The following is a 23,599-nucleotide window of genomic DNA, read 5'->3' on the forward strand; positions in this document are numbered from 1 at the left end:
CGAAAAGGATGGGCAAGAACTTGTTATACGAGCACTTCCCCATCTCGCAGGAACTCATAGCGTTCAATAGCTGCAGCCACGCCAATGTCCTGTTCTCTTTCTGAATCGGTGCGCACGACATGCCCGAGACAACGAACCTTTACGGGGCCCGCCATTGTGACTTCATGGGGGAGGGTCATGACGATCTCTAGAGGCGCTCCGCTTTTCAGATCTTTGGGAAGAAAGAAATATAGCCCGCGGGAACTGACTTCACGCGTCTCCGAGGAGGCCTCTCCGACGGATGCTTCGCTGGTCCAGCGAACCTTCAAGGGCAATCGCATTAGAAAACGACGGCTGGTTCTACGCTCTTTTTGCGCCAAAGGACACCTTCCGCATTTGCTACTACCTCCAGCTTAAGCGCCATCGTCAAATAGCCTCAATAGACTGCAAGGTACATTTTGCCGAGAAGCGACGTAGTACAAAGGTACTAGGATGGCCAAATCACGGGAAGTTCAAGAGTTACGGTAGGCGCGCAGAATGTCCTCGAGGGAAACCACACCTTCGAGTTTATCTGTATTGGCGCGGTTGACGACGGGCACAAGCGGCCAATCGCCAATGAGGCGGAGAGCCTCGTCCAAGTGCTGGTCCGGGTAGAGCTGCGGCAAAGGGCCGCGTGAGGGGATTTCAGGCGCGGCAGCCCCCACACGAATCCCTTCAGGCTGGCGCTTGAGATCGTCGCGCGACACGATTTGCCAATCGTTACCGCGCCTCCAGAGCAGGAACGAGGCAGTGGGAGAGGAAGCTGATCCCGTCTGCAATAACCTGCCGCCGTCATCCTCGCGCCAGACACTCCCTTCCCCCGGTCGCATGGCATCCTCCACACGCAAGGCATTCTGCTCGCGCAGTTCCTCGATGGAGGGAAGAAAAAAGCCATCCTGCCGGGCAAGAAAATCGAAAAGCGGGACCTTCTGATAACGATGGGAAATGAAGTAGGCAATCATGTTGGAGATAATCGCTGGGACGATGATGGAGTAGTTTCCGCTGACCTCGAGAACCATGAATACGGAAGTGATAGGCACGCGCAGGAATCCCGCAAAAAACGTTCCCATGCCAACCAGAGCAAATGCGGCAACGGATTCCACTGGCCTGTGGACGACGTAATGCTCGAAGCCTCCTACAGCGCCGCCAAGCATTGCGCCAATGAAAAGAGTTGGTGCAAACATGCCACCTGGCGTACCACTGACGAAAGAAATGCCCGTTGCAAGAATCTTGAACAACGCAAGCAGGAGCAACATGCGCCAGACAAACTGGTCATGGAGAACCTGGTCAATGATCGGATACCCGCTACCCATCACCTGGGGCAGCCAGAGGCCAATCGTGCCAATGAGGAGCCCGGCAATGGCCGGCTGGAGATAATGCGTCCAACGCGGGAGGCGCGTCAGCCTTGGGCGCGTATAGGCGATGAATTTCAAGAAAGCGAGCGCCGCGAAACCGCTGATCACACCGAGTACGGCGTAGCCGATGAGCTCAACTGGACTACGAAATTCGATGGCTGGCACTCGAAACATAGGTGCATTGCCCAAGAATTCGCGCATGACGACGACGCTCGAAATGGCCGCCAATATGACTGCACCCAAGACTCCGCCGCTCCATGTGCCGATAATTTCTTCGATTACGAAAATGACCGCGGAAATTGGTGCATTGAACGCGGCAGCGAGGCCGGCCGCAGCGCCGATTGGCGCGATCAAACGCTGCTTTTCGCGAGATAGTCTGAGACTTCGCCCAAGAGCGGAAGCGATTCCCGCACCCATTTGCAAGGAAGGATCTTCGGGGCCCAAGGATTGCCCGCTTCCGATGGCCAGAGCGCAAGTGACGAATTTTCCAATCACGGTTCGGAAAGGGACGTACCCGTCGAAAATAAAGACGGCGGCTTTTGTCTGGTTTACGCCGCTGCCGCGCGAGCGTTTGAAAATGCGCAAGACAAGCAGAGCCACGCCAATGCCGCCAAGCGTCGGCGCAAGAAGAACGCGAAGATATGAAGGCTGCATGGAGGAACCAAGCAACCAGAAACGCGTCCACTCAATTGTGATCCGGAAACAGACGACAACAAGACCCGAAAACATGCCGATAATCACGGCGAGCAGGAGGAAAAGCTGACCTTCCCGTAGCGTGAGAGCTTTCCGGCGCCAGATTGTCCACAGCCGTTCCAAGCGGCTCCTCTCGCGCGAAACCCTCGGGTCAGGCAGGGACGGAGCGAGAATGTCGCCAGGTGTCGCACTCATTGCTGCACGTTCCGTGGGGATTTTCCTATCAAGACCAAAGCTTGATCGAGCCCTTCTAAAGGCCCGCACTGCTGCGACGCAAGATCCTCAATGCCAAATACAAGGCTCATTGTTGCATCGACCAATCCTGGATTATGACGAAAGCCGGACGGCGTCAAAAGTGGCCGTAAGGAGACTGCTTTGGCATAAAAGGGTGAAAAAACTGAAGTTGCAGACTTATTGGTTAGATCGATGCCTTTGTCTTCGGCGCACGACTGCAAGCGCATGAGAGCCTGTTCGAAATCGTGGCGCACGCGAACCTGGCGTTCTTTAGCGCTGAGTCCGGCGATATAAGGATTCCATGCGAGGATGAGTCTGGACATCTGGAGCGGCGCGGTAATGCTTGGGTCGTACTTTCGAAGATGGGAAGCGCGCTCTAGATAGGATTCTGCCAGGGAATAGCGGCCGAGTTGAAATGCGGAGATACCAGCGCCGTGGAGAGAGCCTGCGGGCGGACTCGGCGAGGCGAGCGCGGCGCGAAATTCGGTCAGCGCACGGTTCGCGTCACCGACCTCAAGAAATAGGTCACCCGTTTTCTCTTCAATGGAGGATTCGCCTTCGCGGGGAATGTCCGAAGCGAGCGCGATAAGCTCCGATTCAGCATTGGAGACATCATGACGCGAAATCAGAAACTGGCAAAGCTCGAGACGAGTCTTCACGCGATTCGTTTCGGCTTCGTCAGGCCAGACGCCGTAAATCGCGCCATGATAGTAGCGAAGGGCATCCGCCTCTGAGCCGCTCGCGACCGAAATTCGAGCAAGCGCTAAGTTAACGGGCGCGTTGGCGGGAGCGTGAGCGAGGATTCCGAAGAGATACGAACTCGCTTCGCTATTGTGGCCGGTGGCAGCCAAAGCCAGCGCGAGCCGCAACTGAATTTCGTCGTCGTCAGGCGCATAGACAAGGGCGTTGCGGAAATCGGCAAGAGCTTGGGTGGCATTTCCCAACTTCAGTTGCTGTTCGCCCGAGTCAAACCATTGCTGGCCGAGCGCGGCTAATTTCTGGTGGAAACCCTTCGCGACAAAACCAGTGACAAAGAAGAGAGCGACCAGAATCACGACGCAAAGCAAAATGACGGTTTCGCGGGTGCGTAAGAGAGGAAGCAGCGGCTCCCCGCAGTGCGGGCACTTGGAGACTGAATCAGATAGCGGGTTCCCACAGTGGGCGCACGTACGTTCATTCTGATTTTCAGCCACCGTTGACATCAGTTAATAGAATATCGCGGAGAACACGCTCTGAGGAAAAAAATTCTCCGTCGAGCGAAACGTAAGGAACGCAAAGTTCGAAGAAACAGAAGCGAATCTCAGGTCTGATCGATCAGACGATGATGAATGGCGTAGAGCGCAAGTTCAAGCCGATCGGACACGCCGAGCTTGTCAAAGATGTTGTGGAGATGGTTCTTCACCGTTTGTTCGCTAATAAAAAGCTTCTCCCCGATTTCCCTGTTGCGAAATCCCTGAGCGACGAGCTGAACAATTTCCTTTTCGCGATCACTAAGGAGCGGCTTGTCGCGGCGCTGGCCGGTTTCTGCGGAACGCTTGAACGCATCGATTACTTCCGCCGTCATGCGATTGTCCAGCCAGATTTCGCCTTCACTAACTTTCTTGATGCTCTTAAGGAGCAAATCGCTCGCCGACTGTTTCAAAACGACGCCGCGCGCACCCAGACGCATGGCGCGAACAACGTCACGGTCGTCTTCGGCTGCAGTCACAACGATAACGCGCGTAGAAATCGAATCGAAATTAATCTCTTCCAGCACGCCCAGTCCATCTTTCTCTGGCATGCGCAAGTCCAGAAGAAGGATATCTGGCTTCAACTTCGCGAGCATACGGATGCACTCGTTGCCATTGGAGGCTTCGCCGACGATCGTCACTTCGTCGGAACCTTCAAATAGCTTGCGCAGACCATCGCGGAAAATGGCGTGGTCGTCAGCGATCAGAACGCGGACAGGCGATTTGCCTTTTGTCATCTCAGTTCAATGGGATTTCAATTGTTAAACGCGCACCGTGCCCTGGGTTCGACTCCACCGTCAGGACACCCCCAACGCTTCGCGTCCGCTCTTTTATCGAGATCGGACCCAGGCGCAAGCGGTCCAGTTCCTCACTGTTGTACCGGCCCGAAAAACTGAATCCCTGCCCATTGTCGTCGACGACGAGGAAGATTTTCGTGTCGTCTTGCCATAGTTTTACCACGACGTGGCTCGCGCGTGCATGCTTTTTTATATTATTGAGTGACTCACGATATATCTGGAAAACTTCGCGGCAAACACGGTCCGGAGCGCGCAAATCGTTCTCTTCCAAGAATAAATCGACGGCAATGCCGGATTCCTCGTGGCAACGCTCTGCGAAACCGAACATCATTTCCCGCAAGTCGGCGCTTTCCAGACGCAGCGGCCGAAGGTCCTTGACCATTTGGCGAAGCTCCTCCCCTTCCTCGCGGACGGTTTTCTCCAAGCCTGCCAGGTCGGTGCTTACTTGATCCGGGAACTGGGGGAGCTTACGGCGCAGAACGCCGAGCTGGATATTGAGACTCAAGAGCGTCTGAAGAATGCCATCGTGAAGATCGCGCGAAATGCGGCTGCGCTCTCCTTCCACGGCCCTCGTCCGGAGATTTCGGAGAAGGAAAACATTTTCGAGCGGAACGCTGAGTTGGCGAACGATCCGCTCGAAAAGCCGCAGGTCACGGCGGGTAAAATTTCCTCGAGAATTGATCAGCAACATGCGGCCAGCGGGATGTCCTGAAGACAGCACGGTCACAGCCATCACAGAGCGCGCGCCGAGCTGCTGTCGAGCCGTGGCTGGCGGAGCTTCCATCTCTTTCCATGAAGCGCCGGTATCTCGTTCCCAGCCAAACCCCTTCCCTGCCCCGTCGAGCGAGTTCCAGCAAATCGTATGCGACAAGTCCTCCGCGAAATGAGCCCCGGCGCCGGAGAGCGGAAGAACTTCCGGTGGAATTACGTGGCGACGATCCTGATCAGCTTTCCAGACAAAAAGCCGCTCGATTTCTTCATCACATATTGCCAGCGCGGCGCGTTCGCAATCGAATTCGCGGGCCAGTTCGCTCAAGACGAGACGGACAGATTCAGCGACACCTTTCTCTACGCGTATCGCACCGAGCAGGGATTCGATCAACCGGTGCTCGCTGATGAGGGTCCGTTCACGAATTCCGAACCACGTGACACAAAAACCGGCGAAGTACGTCGCCAAACCGAGCCCCAAGCAACGAATTATCCCGGAGCTTTCTTGAAACCAGATGGCACGAACAGTTACGGCAACCGCGGCGCCGACGCTGAGAAGCGCTGCATCGCTGACATAGAGACTGTTGGGTCGTGTCTGGAACGGGGAAACTTTCGCACTCAAACGTCCCCTTGCCGCCAAGGCGAACACAGTGAAGATGTAGAACAACCAGAATGGAGGCAGGGTCGGGGTCAGTGCGATAAAAACGGCGAGAACGACGGCGTCAAGTTCAACAGGAATACGGACCCGTTGAAAACGAGAGACATTCTTAATGCTTAGAACCGCAAGGGATGCGATCAAATAGATAGATAGAAAAACAACTGGGGTGCGGCTGGAGCTCGGAGCAGTCTCCTTGAGAGCCAATAAGGCGAGCAGGAGAGCGACTGGGCGAGCCACGCTAGTGAATTGCCCAAGCTGGCGATGTTCAAATTTTTCGGCTGGCATTTTGAACAGCGAGCCCCCCTTAGAAAGTCTAACAAGACGCTTCAGAGCCGCAACGGGCGGGTGCTTACCAGTAACGGAGAAAAGATCAAGAAAATTGATTCTCACCATGTGTAAGATTTGACATGGGGTGGATAATCGTTTGGACAGAAGCTTGCGCGGCCCGTGAGTAACTACGGTCGCGCCCGAGGAAACGAGCGCATTGCCTGAGCGGTATACGCAAAGAGAGACGAGCCGCATTGTCGGAGTAGATCCGGGCCGGTTGCGCTACTGGCAACGACTTCGCCTGGTTACACCGTGGTCCCGCTGGGGTGAGCATTTTTACAATTTTCGCGATCTCGTGGCCCTACGTTCAATCAAGTCAATCACAGAATCGAAAATACCGGCCAGAAGGCTTTCGCGCGCCGTAGCTATCCTACGGAAGAGCCTTGGGCCACAAGATGCAACGATTGGTGAGCTTAAACTCTTCGCCAGCGGACGGGAAATCGCCGCGATTCCGCCGAATGCCGCAGGCAGAGCTATCGAACCCCTTACGGGACAATTGCTATTACCCTTTCACGCTGTGGTGGAGAGGCCGAAGATCCACCAAATGGTGTCACGAGCCGCGGATGAACTGTTTGAGTGGGCGGTGCGTTGCGAGGCCCGGCGTGATGGGCTGCATGAGGCAATGCATCTTTACCGCCAGGTGATTGAGATGCAGCCGAAATGGTGTGAGCCACATGTAAATCTCGGCTGCGTTTTCTATCAGCTTGGAGAGCTGGAAAACGCTCGAAGAGCTTTCTTGGACGCTCTTGCACTCGACCCAGGGAACGCCATCGGTCACTTCAATTTGGGCTGCGTGCTCGATGAACTGGGTGAGATGAGCGAGGCAATTCAGCATTTGCGCCGCGCCACCGAGATCGAACCACAGCATGGCGACGCGCACTTCAATCTGGCATCAGCATACGAAAAGCAGGGACAGAAGAAACTCGCCCTGCAGCATTGGATATCCTATCTTCAAATCGAATCGAAGGGACCGTGGGCAGATTATGCGCGCTCGCAGTTGGAGAAGAGCCAAAATCCCCGGATTCCGGCCGCGCCAATCCCCTTTCGCCCGCTCGATCCTACGTCCAAACCTTCCCGATCGTAGCAAGCTGAACCGGACCGCAGTGGCAAGTTGCACAGGAGACGATTTGCCTTTCGGGACGTGCTGCGAATAGGCGCGGAGCCGTCTTTCACTGAACAGCACTGCGTGCTATGATTGTTTTCTCGTCGGTGAGCGTAGCTCAGTTGGTAGAGCATCGGTCTGTGGCACCGAACGTCGTGGGTTCAAATCCCATCGCTCACCCCAATTAACTTATTGCACCCAAGCAACTTGCGAATTCTCTTTGGTCGCTTTGGTCGCATCTGGTAGCAATTCACCGGCAACTTTCTCCGCAGCTTCGCGGTGTTCATTGCCGATCACGTGCGCGTAGATGCCGGGCGTAGGGTTGCGTAATTCGTATTGCATAACAGCGTGAGCGCGCCCGGTTCCGAACCCTACTAAAACACGCTTGGTCGTACTGCCTCCACAATAGCTGACCTCCGCCGCCGAGAGCCACCATGTTCCTGCGGACTGTTTTGAATTGGATGTATTTGGATGTAAACGAAGTGATACTTTTGAATGGGTGGCTGTATTGCAATGCCGCTGCGTCACTCTGTTGAATGGATGCGACGACCGTCGTCCCATTGGAATCACGACTGAATTGCGCGACCCATAGGTTTCGTTGGCTTTGCGACTACACCGGAGTTGTTAGTGGGAGGACAAACATATTCGCCAACGCAATTTTGATTGCTCTCGAATAACCTATTTTTCTTCTGACAGTGGATGTAATTTCCCAGAGAGTAATCGCAAAAGAGGTTGAGAATGTGAAGCGGCCTTCGATGCAACATCATGCTTGATGCGTAGACTGTATAAACGGACGGGCACCGCCAAAGCCAGAGCGAGCCGATTTGGATTCGGTGAGTGTCACAACAGTAGAGCGGCGATGGAAAAGTTCGATGACTGATGCCGCGAACCGGAAAGCTATGCGAGAAACGCGAGACGCAAATTGCGTTCGGATAGGCCCCGCAGGATGGTCGTACTCGGATTGGGCTGGAATCGTATATCCAGCGCCTCGGCCAAACGGATTCCACGAAGCGACGTACCTTGCCGAATTTTTCGACACAATCGAGATCAACACATCCTTCTATCAACCATTACGACCTGAGCATTGCCGGCAATGGATTGAACAGGTCAACTCGAATTCCCATTTTCTCTTCACAGCAAAGCTCTGGCGGAAGTTTACTCACCAAGACAAAACGACTGGCGAAGACGAGAAAGCTGTTCGCGCAGGTTTCGATGTATTGCGCGATGCGGGGAAACTTGGCGCGATACTGCTGCAATTCCCTTTTTCGTTTCACAATACACATGAGAATCTCGCTCGTTTGAAGCAACTTATCAAGACTTTCAAAGAATATCCGCTCGTTGTCGAGGTACGGCACTCATCGTGGACGAAAAGAGAATTCTACGAACTGTTGCAGGAATACCGCGTCGGATTCTGTAACATAGATCAGCCGATCATCGGACGTTCAATCAAACCAAGCGAGCAGGCCACGTCAGCTATCGGGTATGTACGTCTGCATGGACGCCGTTACGATACGTGGTTCAGCGATGATCCAACTACTCCATCGGAAGAACGGTATAACTACCTTTACTCAGAAGCGGAACTCGAACCGTGGACGGAGCGCATTCGTTCCGTGGCCAGCCATGCGAAAACCACTTTTGTCGTTACGAACAATCACTATCAGGGGAAAGGCGTGGTGAACGCGCTGCAACTCATCCATTTGCTCACAGGCGCGAAGGTAAAAGTACCGGAACCACTTCGCAAAGACTACCCTGACCTTGACAGTATTGCCGACGTACCGCCGAAAAATCCGACGCTTTTCTAAGTATTTGACTTTCGCTTTTTATTCGTCTACTATCGTTCCGCATAGAGCGCCGCATGTTTTCAGCCGTCCTGCAAATCGAGCCAGATTTTCATACGAAGCCGTGGACGCTTCCAGTACGCGGAGTGGCCCTTTTTTACGGATGCCCGCAAGTCCCACGGTTATCACATTATTTTTTGCCACGTGCGATCACGGAAGGTAAGCAGGTGCTCTATCTGGATGGCGCAAATCAATTTGATCCGCTATTGCTTGCCCGTCTTGCTCGGCAGCGTGGATGTCTACCGTCAGAATTCGACAGCCGCGTTCGGATTGCTCGCGCCTTTACCTGCTTTCAGCTAACCGAGTTGCTCGTTCGTGTACCCCGTTTGCTACACACCTTTCCTGCCGATGTTGTGATTCTCACAGCCATGCCGGAACTGTATTTCGATGAAGACGTGAGGGAAGCGGAAGCCATTGCGTCTTTTCACCGAGGACTACATGCGCTGCAACAACTGGCAGGCCGTTTGCCTCTCGCAATATTTTCCGATCCGTCCTCGTTCGCTACCCCGCGACGAAAACTTTTCGAGAACATGAAGGCATATGCTGGGCAAGTATGGAAATTCATCGAGCATGAGAACAGCGCGCTCACTATTAGCAATGAAAAAGCCACCTTGCTCCCTATGAGGGATTAAATAATGGGCCGTACCGTCCCCACTTTCGCCCAGCTTCTCGAACAAACCGCTCAACGATGGGCGAAGTTTCGCCGCGCATTACGGCAGGAAGATCAGAAACATTTCGACCATCTTTTTTTACGCGCTCGCTGTTACACCCAAGCGGCTACGTATCAATGCAACGACAATCCGATGGAAGCGATTCTATTGTCTATCGTACTCGATCAAGAAAAGCGCCTCTCGGCACTGGAAAAACTATTCGATGGCAAGAGGAACGGCGATGCAACTCGAAGGCTGGATATTCGATCTCTACCCGTGCTCACAGGGAATGACGTTGTGGCTTCTGACTCCGAATCAGACCGCGCACAAACTGATTGACGCCTCGTTTCGGCCCGCATTCTACGTTCACGCGCAAGAGCCAACTCTGCTACAACTCGCTCATCTGCTGACATCTCAGTTTCGCGTCGAATGCAATCGAGTGGAGCGCGTGGACATCTGGCAGGGGAAATCGATCCGCGTGCTCGAAGTATCTGTCTGTGATCCTCTATGCTTCCGTGCTGCTGCGGGAGTAGTTCAGCGCGCAAATAAGGAGGCTCGTCTTTACGATTCAGACTTGATGTTAGCAACGCTCTACTGTTGGGAGAAAAACGTTTTTCCATTGGCGCGTGTGGCGGTGGAAACGAACCACGAAGGCAGAATTCTTTCGCTCACTTGCGGCGACGATCCGTGGACGTTCGATTATGAACTTCCACCGCTGCGTATCATGCAAATGCGCCTTGCCGGACTCTCACGCGTCAATCCGTCGCATGGCCGCCGTGGAGAACTCGAAATCGAAGCAGATGGCGAGACACACGTGCTTGATGATGCCGACATACCGACTGCGGAAAATCTAGCGCGTCTTGTGAAGCAGTACGATCCTGACGTGCTACTGACAGATTGGGGCGATTCAACCATCCTACCCTTGTTGCTCCGTCAGGCCGAACAGTATCGAATCCCGCTCGAATTGAACCGCGATCGCGATGCAACAATCGGTCGCAGCCGCTCCCGCAGTTTTATGAGTTGCGGGCGAATCCTGTTCAAAGAATCGGCCACTACGCTTTTTGGCCGTTTGCACGTGGACTCCTCAAATTCATTCATGGCAAGCAAATGTGAACTCGCCGGACTGTGGGAATTTGCGCGAATCACGAAGTTGCCCGTTCAATACGCCACGAGAACGACCGCTGGGACAGGCATTTCTTATATGCAAATGGAACTGGCGTGGCACGATGGCGTGCTAATCCCCGCGCAGAAAGCTGAACCAGAGGATTTGAAATCGCCCGATGAATTGCTCGTTGCCGACCGTGGCGGACTCGTATTCACGCCGAAACTGGGATTTTTCGAAAACGTCGCGGAACTGGATTTTGTGAGTGAATATCCGTCCATCATGGCGCGATTTAACATTTCGCCAGAAACAGTGAATTGCCCATGCTGTCCAGATGCCTCTCGCGTGCCCGAACTCGGCTATCGCATCTGCCAAAAGCGGTCAGGCATTACCAGCCGCGTCGTTGCCCGGCTCATTGAGCGGCGCGTGGAATTGAAAAGGCTGATGCGCCAAGCGCCCGCCGATTCCATTCAGCGATACAGGTTGCAGCGTGAGTCTTTGAAATGGCTGTTGGTTTGTTGCTTCGGCTATACGGGCTACAAAAATGCACGCTTCGGAAAAATCGAAGCGCACGAAGCCATCAATGCTGTGGCGCGAGAGACACTGCTTCTTGCGAAAGAAATCGCTGAAAGTCGCGGTTTCGAGTTGATTCATGCTCTAGTGGACTCGCTCTATGTCAGGAAAGAACGCGCCAGCCGTGCGGATTACGAACGACTTGCCTGTGAGATCGAGGGCCGCACGGGACTTCCATTAGCAATAGAAGCAATCTATCGCTATGTAGTGTTTCTCCCGTCTCGGCAATATGCAGATGTTCCCGTTTCGAATCGTTTCTTCGCTGTCAGTGAGAGTGGCGAACTGAAAATTAGGGGTCTCGAATGCCGCCGCCATGACACGCCGCCGCTGATTGCACGAATGCAGCAGGAAATTTTGGCAATTTTGGCCGAGGCCCACGACTACGACAGTTATCGCCAAAAGCTCGATATTTGCCGCATCATTTTCAGTTGCTATCAGGAAAGACTTACGAGCGGCGATGTCGCTATCGAAGAATTAGTTGTGAGCAAGAGGATGACACGCGAGCCGCGAGACTACAGCAAAGCGAACCTCACAGCAATTGCCGCGCAGCAGTTGTATGGGAATGGCGTAAAGCTCCGGCCCGGTCAGAATATCGAGTACGTCATAACAAATGTTCGTGCCGCTGTACCTAACGACCGCGTGCGTGCTTATGCGTTGTGGGAAGGATGGCGTGGCTACGACCGAGAAAAATATCGTGACATGCTCTGCGAAGCGTTTCAATCCTTCGACGAATCGTTGCGCAAACATCCATTATTGGCGCACTCGAATCAGTTTTCCTGACACCGCAAAAACTACGTCAGCCGCGCACGTCCCTTTGCACTCAGCCGGTATTCCAGATGCGGAATTGTCCGGTGCAAGAGCAACTGATAGTCCGACAATTTGCGAAGATACTGGTAGGTGCGTGTCAGCGAGTCACTTCGACAGCGCCGCGCAATTTGAACTCGCCGCCGTGCGGTTCGAGCGCATAGTGATACAAAGACTCCACTGGAAGATGCTATCCTGTTCGCGCAAGACTTTGACTTCTCCTCTGCAGACTCGATAGAATCCGTGCGCCATTGGCATATAGCCTGTAGAAGATATCCTTAACCAAGAGGAGTTGGACGATGAAGAGGACGCAGAGTCCGAGCACGGTTGTGATTCTTTTCAGCACATTCTTATTCTTGTTCACCTCGTTCGCGCTCACAACGAACGCGCAAGAGCCCTCGAACGAATCGAAAAGCCAGCAAGCTAAGCCTGCGATGCAGGATGAAAATGCAAAGGAGCAATCATCCGTAACCGAGCACAGCATTCGCATCGGCGGGCAAACGATCCCTTATAAGGCGACGGCGGGAACGATCATTTTGCGCAACGACAAAGGGGAGCCAACCGGCTCGATGTTTTACGTTGCGTACGCGCGCGATGACGTAAAAGATTTAAGCCAGCGGCCGGTCGCGTTCTTTTACAACGGGGGCCCGGGTTCGTCGACAATGTGGCTGCACATGGGAGCATACGGCCCCAAGCGCATCGTTACAACCGATGCCGCGCCGACTCCTCCGGCACCATACAAGCTTGTGGATAATGAATATTCTCTGCTCGACGTGACCGACGAAGTCTTCATCGACGCGATGGGCACAGGATTCAGCCATGCCATTGGCAAAGCGCAAGACAAGGACTTTTGGGGCGTGGATGAGGATGTCCGCGCGTTTGCGCAGTTCATCATGACTTATATCACGGAGAACAACCGTTGGAATTCGCCAAAATTTCTGATCGGAGAAAGCTACGGAACCTTCCGTTCAGCGGCGCTGGGAAATTATCTGCAATCAAGAGACAACATGGATCTGAACGGGATTGTGCTGATGTCATCCGTGCTGGATTTGGGCACGATTTCGTTCTATCCGGGCGAGGATCTCGCGTACATCCTTTATGTTCCGAGCTATGCGGCGACGGCCTGCTATCACAAGGTCATGAGCTGTCCCTCCGACCTGAACGGATTTCTCCAGCAAGCACGACAATTCGCGATGACGGACTATTCAAACGCGTTGCTGCAGGGAGACCGCTTGAGCCAGAGCGACCGCGACAGCATCGCCGAGAAACTCTCGCATTTCACGGGCTTGAGCAAGGACTATATTTTGAAGTCTGACCTGCGCGTCAGTCTGCCGCAATTCATGCAAGAGCTACAACTTGCCAAAGGCATGACGACAGGCCGACTTGATTCTCGATTCTCAGGCTATACGATCGACCCGCTGGCGGAATATGCCTTTTCCGATCCGCAATCGAGCGCGATCAGCAGCGCATATACGGCGGCGTTTAACGAGTACATTCGGAAAGACCTGAAATTCGGGCAAGGAATGACATATAAACCAGCTGCCAACTTCGCAGGCGCAAGCTGGGATTGGAAACACGGCGGCCGCGGGGGCTACGGCTTCCCTGGTGCGCCAAATGTCGAGCCAGATCTAGTCCAAGCGCTGGTCGACAACCCTAACTTGCGCGTCGAGGTAGAAAACGGAATCTTTGATCTGGCGACTCCGTTCTTCGAAACAGAATACACAATGGACCATCTCGGCCTTCCGGCCGCGCTTCGTAACCACATTACACTGAAATATTATGACGCGGGTCACATGATGTATGTGAATGACGCGGCACACGCCAAGTTAAAGGCCAACGTCGCTGCATTCATTGAGAATGCGCTAAAGGAGCAACAGTAACATCTCGCTTGCCTCGCGGGCCGGCTTTGCACTCGATAGCAAAGCCGGCTCTTTCTGCATTTTGTATTTCTCTCTCCACTATATTTTGCCTATTTAGCTAATGGGCCGAATAGGCGCGTGTGCGCCACAGCCATATTCGGACTCGATGGACCGAAGATTACTATCCGTGCGAGAAGAGGGACGACCCTGCTGACTTACGCGGGATCGAGGTTGCTAACGTATGCCTGCGGACTGACGGAAGAATTGAGGTGTCATCTTTTCCCGGGCAACGGTTTTTCGCGGATGGAGCGCGGGTTGAAATGTATATTCAGGGACAATTCCTTTCAGGTGTGCACGCAAGGCGAGATCCGAATCTGTTACGAGCGAAGCCTGCAACGCATTGAGTTGTATTTCGAGGCGACGCCAATCGAAGGAATGACTGTGCACAGCGTGAATCATGGGATTGGGCGTTTCAGAGATGACCTCAGAAACAGAGAATAACTGTTCATTCAATTTTTCTCCGGGCCGCAATCCGATGAAGCGAATCTTCGCGCCGGCCGCCGAACCGCCCGAGAAACGAATCAAATTCCGAGCCAGATCAAGGATACGTATAGGCCGACTCATATCGAGAACTAAAATATCACCGTGCCTGCCAAAGCCGCTTGCGTGAAGAACAAGCGAGACAGCTTCGCGAGTCGTCATGAAGAATCGCGTGGCCTCGGGATGTGTCAGTGTAAGCTCCTCGTTGTTGCGGATTTGTTCCTGAAAAATCCGCACCACACTGCCTTTCGACCCCAGGACATTCCCGAATCGAACAGATATGCACCGCATGTGGCGACTCGATCGGCACATCAAGACCAACTCGCCGACCCGCTTTGTCGCCCCCATAACTGTCGTCGGCTCTACCGCTTTGTCAGAAGACACGAACACAAAAACATCGCAGCCGGAAGCGTCGGCCGAATCGAGAACGTTTAGAAGCCCGAAGATATTATTCTTAATCGCCTCACGGACGTTAGATTCCATGACGGGAACGTGCTTATAGGCAGCCGCGTGAAAAATAATATTGGGGCGGCGCTCATCACAAATGCAGCGTATCCGTCCAATATCCCTCACGTCCGCCACGCAATAAATGATTCGCGCCGAGCCACGGCACTTGGCGAGGTCCATCTGAAGATAGAAGATCCCTGTTTCGGATTGATCCAAACAAACGAGCTCGCCTGGTGAATATTCCAGGATTTGGCGGCACAATTCAGAGCCAATGGATCCGGCCGCACCTGTCACCAGAACTGTCTGGCCTTGAATTTGTTGGCGAACCGAAGCGAGATCGATGTCAACTGGATTCCTTTCTAAAAGATCACGTAGGTTCACATCTCGAAGCTGATGAAATGACGGCCTCTCGACCATCAAGTCCTTTAGCGGAGGCATAGTTCTGAAACGAATTTTAGTATTCTCACAGATCGCAACAATCCTTTGCATCTGCGCGGAAGACGCCGAGGGAATAGCAATCAGGATTTCGTCGACGGGGTGCTTTTCGACAATACGAGGCAACGCGCCGATTGTTCCCATAACGGGCACGCCTTGTACCTTGAGGTTTTGCTTCGTCGGATCGTCGTCAACGCACGCAACGACCCTGTAATTCTCCCAGTCGTGCTTCACTTCTCTGATGAGCATCTGCGCTGCAAACCCGGCACCGACGACGGCAATTTGTTTTGGCGAAACGATATTTTGCTGGACCGAATCCGCCAGAGCGCGCGACATGAAACGCATTCCAGCAAGCAATCCGAGCGTAATTACGGGTTCCAAAACGTAAATCGAACGAGGAAAATTCGTGGCTCGCAAGACAATATAAATCGCACAATAGAAACCGCAAGAGCCCGCGATCACAGCCTTTACAACATCAACAATGTCGCTGATGCCCGTGTACCTCCACCAACCATGCATTAATCCAAAAGAGGAAAGAGCCGCAAGGCGCATCGCAATCAAGATTGGCACGGCGACGAGTAACAGACCGCGATTGGGAATCGCAAAATCAAAGCGCAGCGTCCACGCAAGAACAAGCGAAAAAGAAACAAGAAAGGCCTGGAATAACGCGATGAACCAAAGACTTCGCTGCAGGAGAATTCGCGACAGACTCTTAGATAGTTGCATGCTTAAGCCAGGGAAAAAACGTCGCACAAAGAGAAGCCATTCCAATTCGTATCAATTTAGGCGACCCCAGCGGCGTGTGTGCGCTCGCGGCAATAGAACTGCCGAATGCAATCAACCACGATATCAGTCTGTTCAAATGTGGTTTCCGCGCTCATCGGAAGGGAGAGTGCTTCGCGGCATATTCGCTCAGTGCGCGGAAGTTTTCCGACCTTCAGTTTGAGCGCTCCATGCTCCCACACGGGCTTTGGCCAGTGCACCAGGGTTTCCACGCCGTGACTTTTCAAGTGGTTTCGTAGCCGATCGCGATCGGAAGTGCGAATCACATAATTCTGGAAGACATCCGTTTGACACGATTCATCAAAATGCGGCAAATGCAACCCTTCAACATCTTGCAGTCCGGCGCGATATCGCCCCGCGATTTTGCGCCTGTGCGCGATCCATTCTGGCAAATGTTTCAATTTCACGGCTAATACGCTGGCCTGAAGATTGTCGAGAAGAGCGGTCTGGCCGTGACAATGGTATTCACCGGTTTGACGGTCTTCACCATTGTAGCGGAGTCGCCGAATCATTTGCGCGACATCGGGATTGTTGGTCGTGATGGCGCCTCCGTCACCGTACCCTCCAAGGATCTTAAACGGATAAAAGCTGAAGCATCCAGTGAGGCCAATCGAACCGGCTTTCCGCCCGCGGAACTGCGCTCCTAGGGCCTGTGCCGAGTCTTCAATGACAACCAGATTGTATTTTTCTGTGATCTCCGTTATCCGGTCCATTCGACATATACGACCATTCAAAAAGACGGGGATGATCGCTTTTGTCCTTGGGGTTATGGCGGATTCCAGTGCGTCAACATCCAGATTGTAGTCTTCGCCTACGTCCATCAAAACGGGTTCGGCGCCCACATTGACAATCGCAGAAATTGTCGCGACAAATGTGTGCGCGACCGTTATGACCTCATCGCCGGAGCCAATGCCAGCTGCTTGCAACGAAAATTGCAGCGCGTGGTAGCCGCTATTCAATCCCACGGCGTATTTGACGCCGACGAAGGCCGCAAAATGCTCCTCAAAATCGCGAAGTTGCTGGCGGTCAATCAAATCGCCTTGAGTCAGGCAATTGACGATCGCGGCGTCGATTTCCGGCTTTAAATTCCGGTACTGCGTCTCGGGGTCAACGAAGGGAACGATGTAAGACATGGCATCTCGACACGCGAATGCGAACACAAAGAAACAGCCAACGAACTATCAGCAGCTGAGGCTCATTCCCAATGAGGTAGAAAGAGTTTGCACGACGCCTTTCACTGACAAAGAGCAAGATTCCCTAAGAAATTCTTGACTGCCGGCCATCGGACTAAACATCGGCCCAATTCCAAGACGCTTGAACAGCACGTGACGTTCGCAATTTTCCGCAAGAACTTCGGCCACCGCGCTTCCTAAGCCCCCGATGATGCTGTGCTCTTCGAGCGTGAAAATCGCTGATGTCTCTTTTGCAGCCGCGACTATCGCCTCCGTGTCCAGCGGTTTGATCGTGTGCATGCTCAAGACTCTCGAACGAATGCCGTTTACTGTGAGAGAGGCAGCCACATCGACTGCTATGTGGAGCATGGCCCCGGTCGTGACCAGCGTAAGGTCGCTTCCCTCCGCCACTTTGATGGCTTTACCGATGCGAAAGTCCACTGGGGTCTCATGTACGTTTGGTTCTCCGGACCGGCCAAGCCGCAAATATGCGGGCCCATCGCGAGCAATGAGCGCACGCGTCGCGCATTGGGCTTCGACTGGATCGCCTGGAGCAACAACCACCATCTGAGGCAACGCGCGCATTACCGCAATGTCCTCTGTCGCATGGTGACTGGCACCTAAAGCACCGTACGCAAATCCCCCTCCCGTGCTCACGATTTTTACATTGGCATGGTGATGGCAGATATCGTTGCGGATCTGTTCCAAACAGCGGAGAGTCGGAAAATTTCCGATCGAATATGTGAAGACCATCTTGCCGCAAAGAGCCATTCCCGCAGCAATTGATGTCATGTTCTGCTCGGCCACGCCGACATTTATGAAACGCTGGGGGAATTCTTTCGCAAAGGGATCGACCACGCCGAAACCCAAATCTCCGACGACCAAGTGGATCCGCTTGTCCCATCTTGCCAATTCTAAAAGCGTCCGAATGAATGCCAATCTCATCGCCGAGCAGTCAATTCGCGGAGCGCTTTCGCGAATTCACTCTCATTCGGAGCGCGATAGTGCCACAGAAGTTGATTTTCCATGAAACTTACGCCCTTGCCCTTTGTTGTGTGGGCAATCAAACAACTCGGATAGCCGCGCTGGAATGGGACCTCCCGCAGCGCGCACTCGATTTCTTCAACATTATGACCATCAATTTCTCGGATGGTCCAATGGCACGCCCTCCATTTTTGAGCAAATGGCTCTAAAGCCAACGTCTCATTTACGCTACCGAGACTCTGAATTTTGTTGTAGTCGATGATGGCTGTTAAATTATCGAGCTTATGATGCCCTGCAAAAAGAATTGCTTCCCAAGTCGAACCTTCGTCGCATTCTCCATCGCTCAAAAGCGCGAAGGCGCGGAACGGCCTTGTTTTCTCTCGGCCCACCAAAGCCATGCCGCAAGCCAGCGGGAGCCCGTGCCCGAGAGAACCGGTCGAGACTTCCACACCGGGAACAAAGTGGCTGGCGTGCCCCGCGAGGCGCGACCCATTACGATAGAATGTTTCCAACTCGCTTACGTGAAAAAATCCTATTTCCGCTAGAACGGCGTACAGCGCTGCACATGCGTGTCCCTTACTAAAAATGAAGCGGTCTCGATCCTGGCAGTCGAGGTCGTCGGGATTGATGCGAAGAATCCTCCCATAGAGGACCGCCAGAAGTTCCGCTACGGAAAATGAAGAACCAATATGCGAACTCTTCGCCGAATGAATCATTTGCAGCGCGCGAATCCGGATAACACGGGCGAGATCAGAAAGATCGCCGTGACGTGAGAAGTTCACTGGCACTTGTCCACAATCAATTTGCTTTGAATTCAAATGGCCCATCATTGCCGCGAATATGGAGAAGAGCCTTTGCTGTAGCAAAGAGAATTCTTAAATCCGTGAGAAGCGAGTGATTTTCAGCGTATTGCAGCCCGAGCCGCATTTTTGCGGGGCGAATTTTTTCGCAGTACGTGCGGTGAGGTTCGGCACTTCCCGCCAGTATTTGGCCTTCATTGCGAAACCTTATAGAGGCCCAATCTGTCATGCCGGGACGCAACATGAGCAGTTTGCGCTCCGCCGGAGTGTAGAGCTCAACTTCAGAAATTACTTCAGGGCGCGGACCCACTAGGCTCATCTCGCCTTTCAAAACGTTGAATAATTGAGGTAATTCATCCAGCTTGTATCTTCTGAGGACTCGTCCAATATTGGTCACTCGTGGATCGTCATTTGGTGTTGATGCACCGCCGAGTGCTTCCGCATTCGGGATCATCGTGCGGAACTTAAGAATACAAAATGGCACGCCGCCGCGCCCCACTCGCTGCCCCTTGTAGAGAATCGTGCCAGGCGACGCGTATTTAATCGCAAGCGCGACAAACGCCAACACGGGGAGAAGAATACAAAGCAAAGCCAGCGAAATTGCAATATCGAAAACCCGTTTTGTCATGACGGTGCCTGATCTTCGAAATTGTCCGCCCCCTAAGCGACTGACTTTCATTTGCGATGCCTTACGGAAAGATAAACCTCGGGAAATCACCGTCGCCAATCCCCAGAAAGATCCGAAACCATACGCGAGGTGACGAGCTGCAAAAACGAGAGGCATGACCAAAGCGGTGCGATGATCGCGCGACTGTTGCGCTGCGTGAATTGACGAGAGAACATTGGTCGCAAGATAGAGATAGAGAATGGCCACAAGAGCCGTTTTGGCCCAAGGCAGCCAGATCCCACATATGGCGCTACAGACGACGAACGCGAGATACGCAGCCGCTGTCAAATGGCGCCAGCGAACAGGGGCTCCATCGCAGTATATAAACGGGAGGACTGACCACATCCCGTCTCGAAAATTATGCCGACAAAACGACCTGATGTCCGAACATGCGTAATAATATGACTTGATTGCGGGCTCGAGAAAAACCGTTCCGCCGGCGCGTCGCAGCCGTTGATTGAACTCCAAATCTTGCGTTCGCAAGAGCTTTTCATTGAATAATCCGACGCGATCAAATATTTCTCTCCGATAGCAACCGCCAAAAACAGTGTCCGTGAAAAGCGGCCTCGTCGCGCGAGTCCGGAATTTTGAATTCCCTACCCCGAAGGGATGACTCATCACGGCCGCAATTGCTCTTGCCATCGGAGTGTGACGAGAAGGGAGTGTCTCCATCGCACCGCCAACGTTGTCGCCCCCGGACTCTTTCATCGCGGTAATGCATAGCCGCAAATAATCCGGCGCAATCCGCGCGTGTGCATCGACGCGGCAGATGATTTCTGCAGTGGTTTTCCTAATGCCAAGGTTCAATGCTGCAGCCGCGCTTTTCTTTTCGTTACGCATTGCCTTTACAATGGTGAACTGTCGAGCAAGGTCACAAACAATCGGCCAGGTACCGTCGTCGCTCATGCCATCTATAATCAGGACCTCCAAATGGTCCTTTGGGTAATCGTTGGCGACCACGGATTCGACGCATCCCCTAATAAAGTTCACTTCGTTTCGGCAGGGAATGATTACCGCGACGCGCGGCAATGCGCACGCAACGATCGGAGGCAAATTGCTTTTCTCTTCGATTCTGACGTTATCTCACTGCTAAAGCAGGCTCTGAAATCGCAGTCTGTGTTTGAACTTGCTTCAGCCAAATGCCGGTCGTGACAATTTTGAACCAATCGCAGGCAGTCAGTCCTAAACTGCCGTTCCCACTTCGGAAAGATTTGAAGTGTCCATACAGACGGGCCATATCGAAGAATTCGGCGAGCGGCGAATGCTTCTCCAAGAGCGTCTGTTCTGTTTGCTGGGCCAGATCATTTTTGAACCAGTGCTTCGCCGGAGTATCGAAACCGTTTTTCTTCGTTCGCCAGCACAGATCTACCGGTAAGCTTCCGCTCATGGTATGGCGGAGCGAGGATTTCGTGTAGCCGGATTTGAGTTTCGTGTGAGCCGATGTAGCTAGAACCAATTCCACGAGCCGGTGGTCCAAAAAAGGCATCCTCGCTTCCGTACCAGCCGCCATGGAATTGCGATCCTCCCAATGGAGCAAACACGGCAAGCTCAACTCGCTGAGATCCTTCCACAGACGCACATTGAGACTTTCCCCCTTCCCCAAGTCCATTCCCTTTGTGGCGCTGCGCCGGAAGTCCCAATCGCTGAAATCCCATAAACTCATAGCTGGTCTTCGCAAGAATGGCGGGAGATATTTTCGCCCATCGGCATAACTCCACTTACTCAGACCATTCCTGAAAAAATAGCTCGCAGCGGCAGCTCCAAAGCGCAGCAAAAGTCCGCGAGCCAACAATGTCTCGAGCCAGAAAAAGTAGAACTTATTGTAGCCGGCAAACAATTCGTCGCTGCCCTGTCCACTAAGAAGAACTTTAGTGCCATGGGCACGTGCACTTATAAAAACTTGCCAGGATGCAAATATTGAAGCGCCGCCTGCAGGTCCATCCTGGTAATAAACGAAATCGTTGAGCTGATTCCAAATCGTGCCGCCCGTGAGCGACAGTTCGATGTTATGAATACCAAAGTGCTCGGCAGCAGATGCAGCTTCAGAGGATTCGTCCTCAGGATGGCCCAGAAACGTCATCGTGTAAGCAGAAAGTGAGGTCGACGAGGTCAGTTGAGATGCTGCAACAGCGCATATTACTGCCGAGTCCAATCCACCCGAGAGACACACCCCAGCCGGAACGTCGCTCCTCAGCCGCAGCCGGACGGAATCGTAAAGCAACTCAGGGAGTCGCTTTTGAAAGCGCTCATCGCAGCTCGTGTCCAGATCATCCGCGACTTCAGGCCGCCAATAACACTGCGGTCGTTGTAATTTCCCGGCGTCGAGTTCAAATTCCAGAAAATGCGCGGGACGAAGTTGTTTTGCATACTGGAAGAACGTCCGCTCGTCATGGTCCTGAACAGATAGAAACATGAAATCCGCGAGGGCGGTTTCGTCGACATCGCGTGGAAATTTCGGATCGTTGAAGATTTGCTTCAGTTCGGAGGCAAAAACAAACTGGCCATTCCGATGAAAATAATAGAGGGGTTTTTCGCCAAATCTGTCACGCGCTAAGAAAAGTCGTCGCCTCAATCCATCCCAAATGGCGAAAGCAAACATGCCGTTCAGCTTCTGTAGGCACGCTGGTCCCCACGCGTCGTATGCCGCCAGAAGCGTCTCTGTATCACTATTCGTCTTGAAGCGATACCCTGCTCCCAACTCGGCACGTAGCTCAATGTAGTTATAGATTTCTCCGTTGAATACGATCCAAAGATCCGTACCAGACAGATTCATTGGCTGGCGACCAGATTCGGAAAGATCGAGAATGCTCAGGCGTCTGCATCCTAGGCCCACGCGGTAGTCGCCGAGCCGGTCACTCTGCTCAAGGTAGCGCCATCTTCGATGCCTTGTCCCTACTAACCGAGCGGGTGCGAGATTGACGAACCCCCAATCATCTGGGCCGCGATGACCTGCCAGATGAGTTCCCGACCATAGCATCGCTGGATCAACTCCGCGGTCCGAAGCGATACCGAATATCCCGCACACTATCGAATTACGCTTCCTATCTCTTCGCCCATAGCAGGAAGATATTCGCGCATGGACAAATTTGAACAGAGGTGTTTGGCGGCAACGGGAATAATATCCTCGGGAAGAATTCTGCGAATGCACTCACACGGTGTCCATCGACCACGAAAGCAGGGATGGCAAGATGTCTTCGGACATATCGCGATCGCGCTACGATTTATGGGTGCGCGGCGGCTCGCTGAAGTGGGTCCAAAAATGCTGATCGTCCGCGTACCTACGGCAGCTGCCATGTGCATCAAACCCGTGTCCCCAGAAATGAAGAGGTCGCAGCGTTTAAGCATCGAGAGAGTCTTTCGAATGTTCCACTTTCCCGTGCCCTCGATCCACGGAACATTGCCGACGATGCCGTGAGCAGTTTCCGCAGCATTGCGCTCCCTAAATGTACCGAAGCTTATAACACTGAGGTTTGGGGTTAGGCGGCAAAGGGCGCGGATACAGGCTCCGAAGTTTTCGGCCGGCCACGATTTCGAGGGTACGACAGACGAGCATTGAACGCCCACAATCGGTCCGCGGCCTTGTAAGCCAGCATCTCTTGTTTCCCGCAAAGCCCACGCCGATTCTTCTACAGAGGTCCGGATTGACGGTGGAAGCAAAGGTGGATCGAGACCTATGGCCCGCGCAATTTCATCTTGAGTTGCGGGGAACGGACGCGTCCAGCTTGTCTCCACAGAATAAGTCAAGAACCAGCTGACAGGGGGCGATGCTTCACCGATCGCGTGACGCGCGCCAGTTGCTACTTTCAGGGCTACAAGTTTCGCTG

General features: G+C 53.3%; 16 protein-coding genes and 1 tRNA gene. 5 read left to right on the top strand and 12 right to left on the bottom strand.

Annotated elements, in window-relative coordinates:
- Positions 1–23 precede the first annotated feature (23 nt).
- From VGR81_06855 to VGR81_06880, 6 genes are all read right to left on the bottom strand, one after another.
- Positions 24–359, bottom strand: a complete 336-nt coding sequence (locus VGR81_06855) for a PilZ domain-containing protein (GenBank protein HEV2288655.1) — start codon at positions 357–359, stop codon at positions 24–26.
- A gap of 132 nt (positions 360–491) precedes the next feature.
- On the bottom strand, positions 492–2,261 hold the full coding sequence (locus VGR81_06860; protein ID HEV2288656.1) for a chloride channel protein: 1,770 nt from the start codon (positions 2,259–2,261) through the stop codon (positions 492–494).
- Positions 2,258–3,367 carry a tetratricopeptide repeat protein gene (locus VGR81_06865; protein ID HEV2288657.1) on the bottom strand — a complete coding sequence of 370 codons (1,110 nt, stop codon included), beginning with the start codon at positions 3,365–3,367 and terminating at the stop codon, positions 2,258–2,260. The genes VGR81_06860 and VGR81_06865 overlap by 4 nt, the downstream gene beginning before the upstream one ends.
- A gap of 233 nt (positions 3,368–3,600) precedes the next feature.
- Positions 3,601–4,266 (bottom strand): response regulator transcription factor, encoded by a 666-nt coding sequence (locus VGR81_06870; protein HEV2288658.1) that lies wholly within the window; start codon positions 4,264–4,266, stop codon positions 3,601–3,603.
- A 1-nt stretch (position 4,267) separates the two neighbouring features.
- Entirely contained in the window at positions 4,268–5,656 is a 1,389-nt protein-coding gene (locus tag VGR81_06875; protein ID HEV2288659.1) for a sensor histidine kinase, read from the bottom strand.
- 913 nt (positions 5,657–6,569) lie between these two features.
- Complete coding sequence (locus VGR81_06880; GenBank protein ID HEV2288660.1) at positions 6,570–6,887, bottom strand: hypothetical protein; 318 nt, start codon at positions 6,885–6,887, stop codon at positions 6,570–6,572.
- A 341-nt stretch (positions 6,888–7,228) separates the two neighbouring features.
- Here VGR81_06880 and VGR81_06885 point away from each other — a divergent pair.
- From VGR81_06885 to VGR81_06905, 5 genes are all read left to right on the top strand, one after another.
- Positions 7,229–7,304, top strand: a tRNA-His gene (locus tag VGR81_06885).
- A gap of 716 nt (positions 7,305–8,020) precedes the next feature.
- Entirely contained in the window at positions 8,021–8,923 is a 903-nt protein-coding gene (locus VGR81_06890) for a DUF72 domain-containing protein (GenBank protein HEV2288661.1), read from the top strand.
- Positions 8,924–8,976: 53 nt separating this feature from the next.
- Positions 8,977–9,591 (top strand): hypothetical protein, encoded by a 615-nt coding sequence (locus tag VGR81_06895; protein HEV2288662.1) that lies wholly within the window; start codon positions 8,977–8,979, stop codon positions 9,589–9,591.
- 259 nt (positions 9,592–9,850) lie between these two features.
- Positions 9,851–12,064, top strand: coding sequence for a DNA polymerase domain-containing protein (locus tag VGR81_06900; GenBank protein HEV2288663.1), 2,214 nt, complete (start codon positions 9,851–9,853; stop codon positions 12,062–12,064).
- 323 nt (positions 12,065–12,387) lie between these two features.
- Positions 12,388–13,968 carry a hypothetical protein gene (locus VGR81_06905; GenBank protein HEV2288664.1) on the top strand — a complete coding sequence of 527 codons (1,581 nt, stop codon included), beginning with the start codon at positions 12,388–12,390 and terminating at the stop codon, positions 13,966–13,968.
- 213 nt (positions 13,969–14,181) lie between these two features.
- Here VGR81_06905 and VGR81_06910 read toward each other — a convergent pair whose 3' ends face one another.
- From VGR81_06910 to asnB, 6 genes are read right to left on the bottom strand one after another with little or no spacing between them, the layout of a single operon-like run.
- Positions 14,182–16,095, bottom strand: coding sequence for a nucleoside-diphosphate sugar epimerase/dehydratase (locus tag VGR81_06910; protein ID HEV2288665.1), 1,914 nt, complete (start codon positions 16,093–16,095; stop codon positions 14,182–14,184).
- 56 nt (positions 16,096–16,151) lie between these two features.
- Positions 16,152–17,285: a DegT/DnrJ/EryC1/StrS family aminotransferase gene (locus tag VGR81_06915; protein HEV2288666.1), complete on the bottom strand. Its 1,134-nt coding sequence runs from the start codon at positions 17,283–17,285 to the stop codon at positions 16,152–16,154.
- Positions 17,286–17,333: 48 nt separating this feature from the next.
- Positions 17,334–18,263: a transketolase C-terminal domain-containing protein gene (locus tag VGR81_06920; GenBank protein ID HEV2288667.1), complete on the bottom strand. Its 930-nt coding sequence runs from the start codon at positions 18,261–18,263 to the stop codon at positions 17,334–17,336.
- Positions 18,264–18,265: 2 nt separating this feature from the next.
- Positions 18,266–19,090 (bottom strand): transketolase, encoded by an 825-nt coding sequence (locus VGR81_06925; protein ID HEV2288668.1) that lies wholly within the window; start codon positions 19,088–19,090, stop codon positions 18,266–18,268.
- Positions 19,091–19,106: 16 nt separating this feature from the next.
- Entirely contained in the window at positions 19,107–20,828 is a 1,722-nt protein-coding gene (locus VGR81_06930) for a sugar transferase (protein ID HEV2288669.1), read from the bottom strand.
- 25 nt (positions 20,829–20,853) lie between these two features.
- Positions 20,854–22,923: an asparagine synthase (glutamine-hydrolyzing) gene (gene asnB, locus VGR81_06935; protein ID HEV2288670.1), complete on the bottom strand. Its 2,070-nt coding sequence runs from the start codon at positions 22,921–22,923 to the stop codon at positions 20,854–20,856.
- Positions 22,924–23,599: the final 676 nt, after the last annotated feature.

Source organism: Candidatus Acidiferrales bacterium, assembly GCA_035934015.1.
Lineage (GTDB): Bacteria > Acidobacteriota > Terriglobia > Acidiferrales > UBA7541 > DAHUXN01.

Coding starts and splice junctions, on each gene's coding strand:
- VGR81_06860 (HEV2288656.1), bottom strand. CDS start 2,261: ATGAGTGCGACACCTGGCGACATTCTCGCTCCGTCCCTGCCTGACCCG.
- VGR81_06870 (HEV2288658.1), bottom strand. CDS start 4,266: ATGACAAAAGGCAAATCGCCTGTCCGCGTTCTGATCGCTGACGACCAC.
- VGR81_06880 (HEV2288660.1), bottom strand. CDS start 6,887: ATGCTGTGGTTCGATCTCGGTGGCGCGGCGCAAATGCTGAATTGCCTC.
- VGR81_06890 (HEV2288661.1), top strand. CDS start 8,021: ATGCGAGAAACGCGAGACGCAAATTGCGTTCGGATAGGCCCCGCAGGA.
- VGR81_06895 (HEV2288662.1), top strand. CDS start 8,977: ATGTTTTCAGCCGTCCTGCAAATCGAGCCAGATTTTCATACGAAGCCG.
- VGR81_06900 (HEV2288663.1), top strand. CDS start 9,851: ATGCAACTCGAAGGCTGGATATTCGATCTCTACCCGTGCTCACAGGGA.
- VGR81_06905 (HEV2288664.1), top strand. CDS start 12,388: ATGAAGAGGACGCAGAGTCCGAGCACGGTTGTGATTCTTTTCAGCACA.
- VGR81_06910 (HEV2288665.1), bottom strand. CDS start 16,095: ATGCAACTATCTAAGAGTCTGTCGCGAATTCTCCTGCAGCGAAGTCTT.
- VGR81_06915 (HEV2288666.1), bottom strand. CDS start 17,285: ATGTCTTACATCGTTCCCTTCGTTGACCCCGAGACGCAGTACCGGAAT.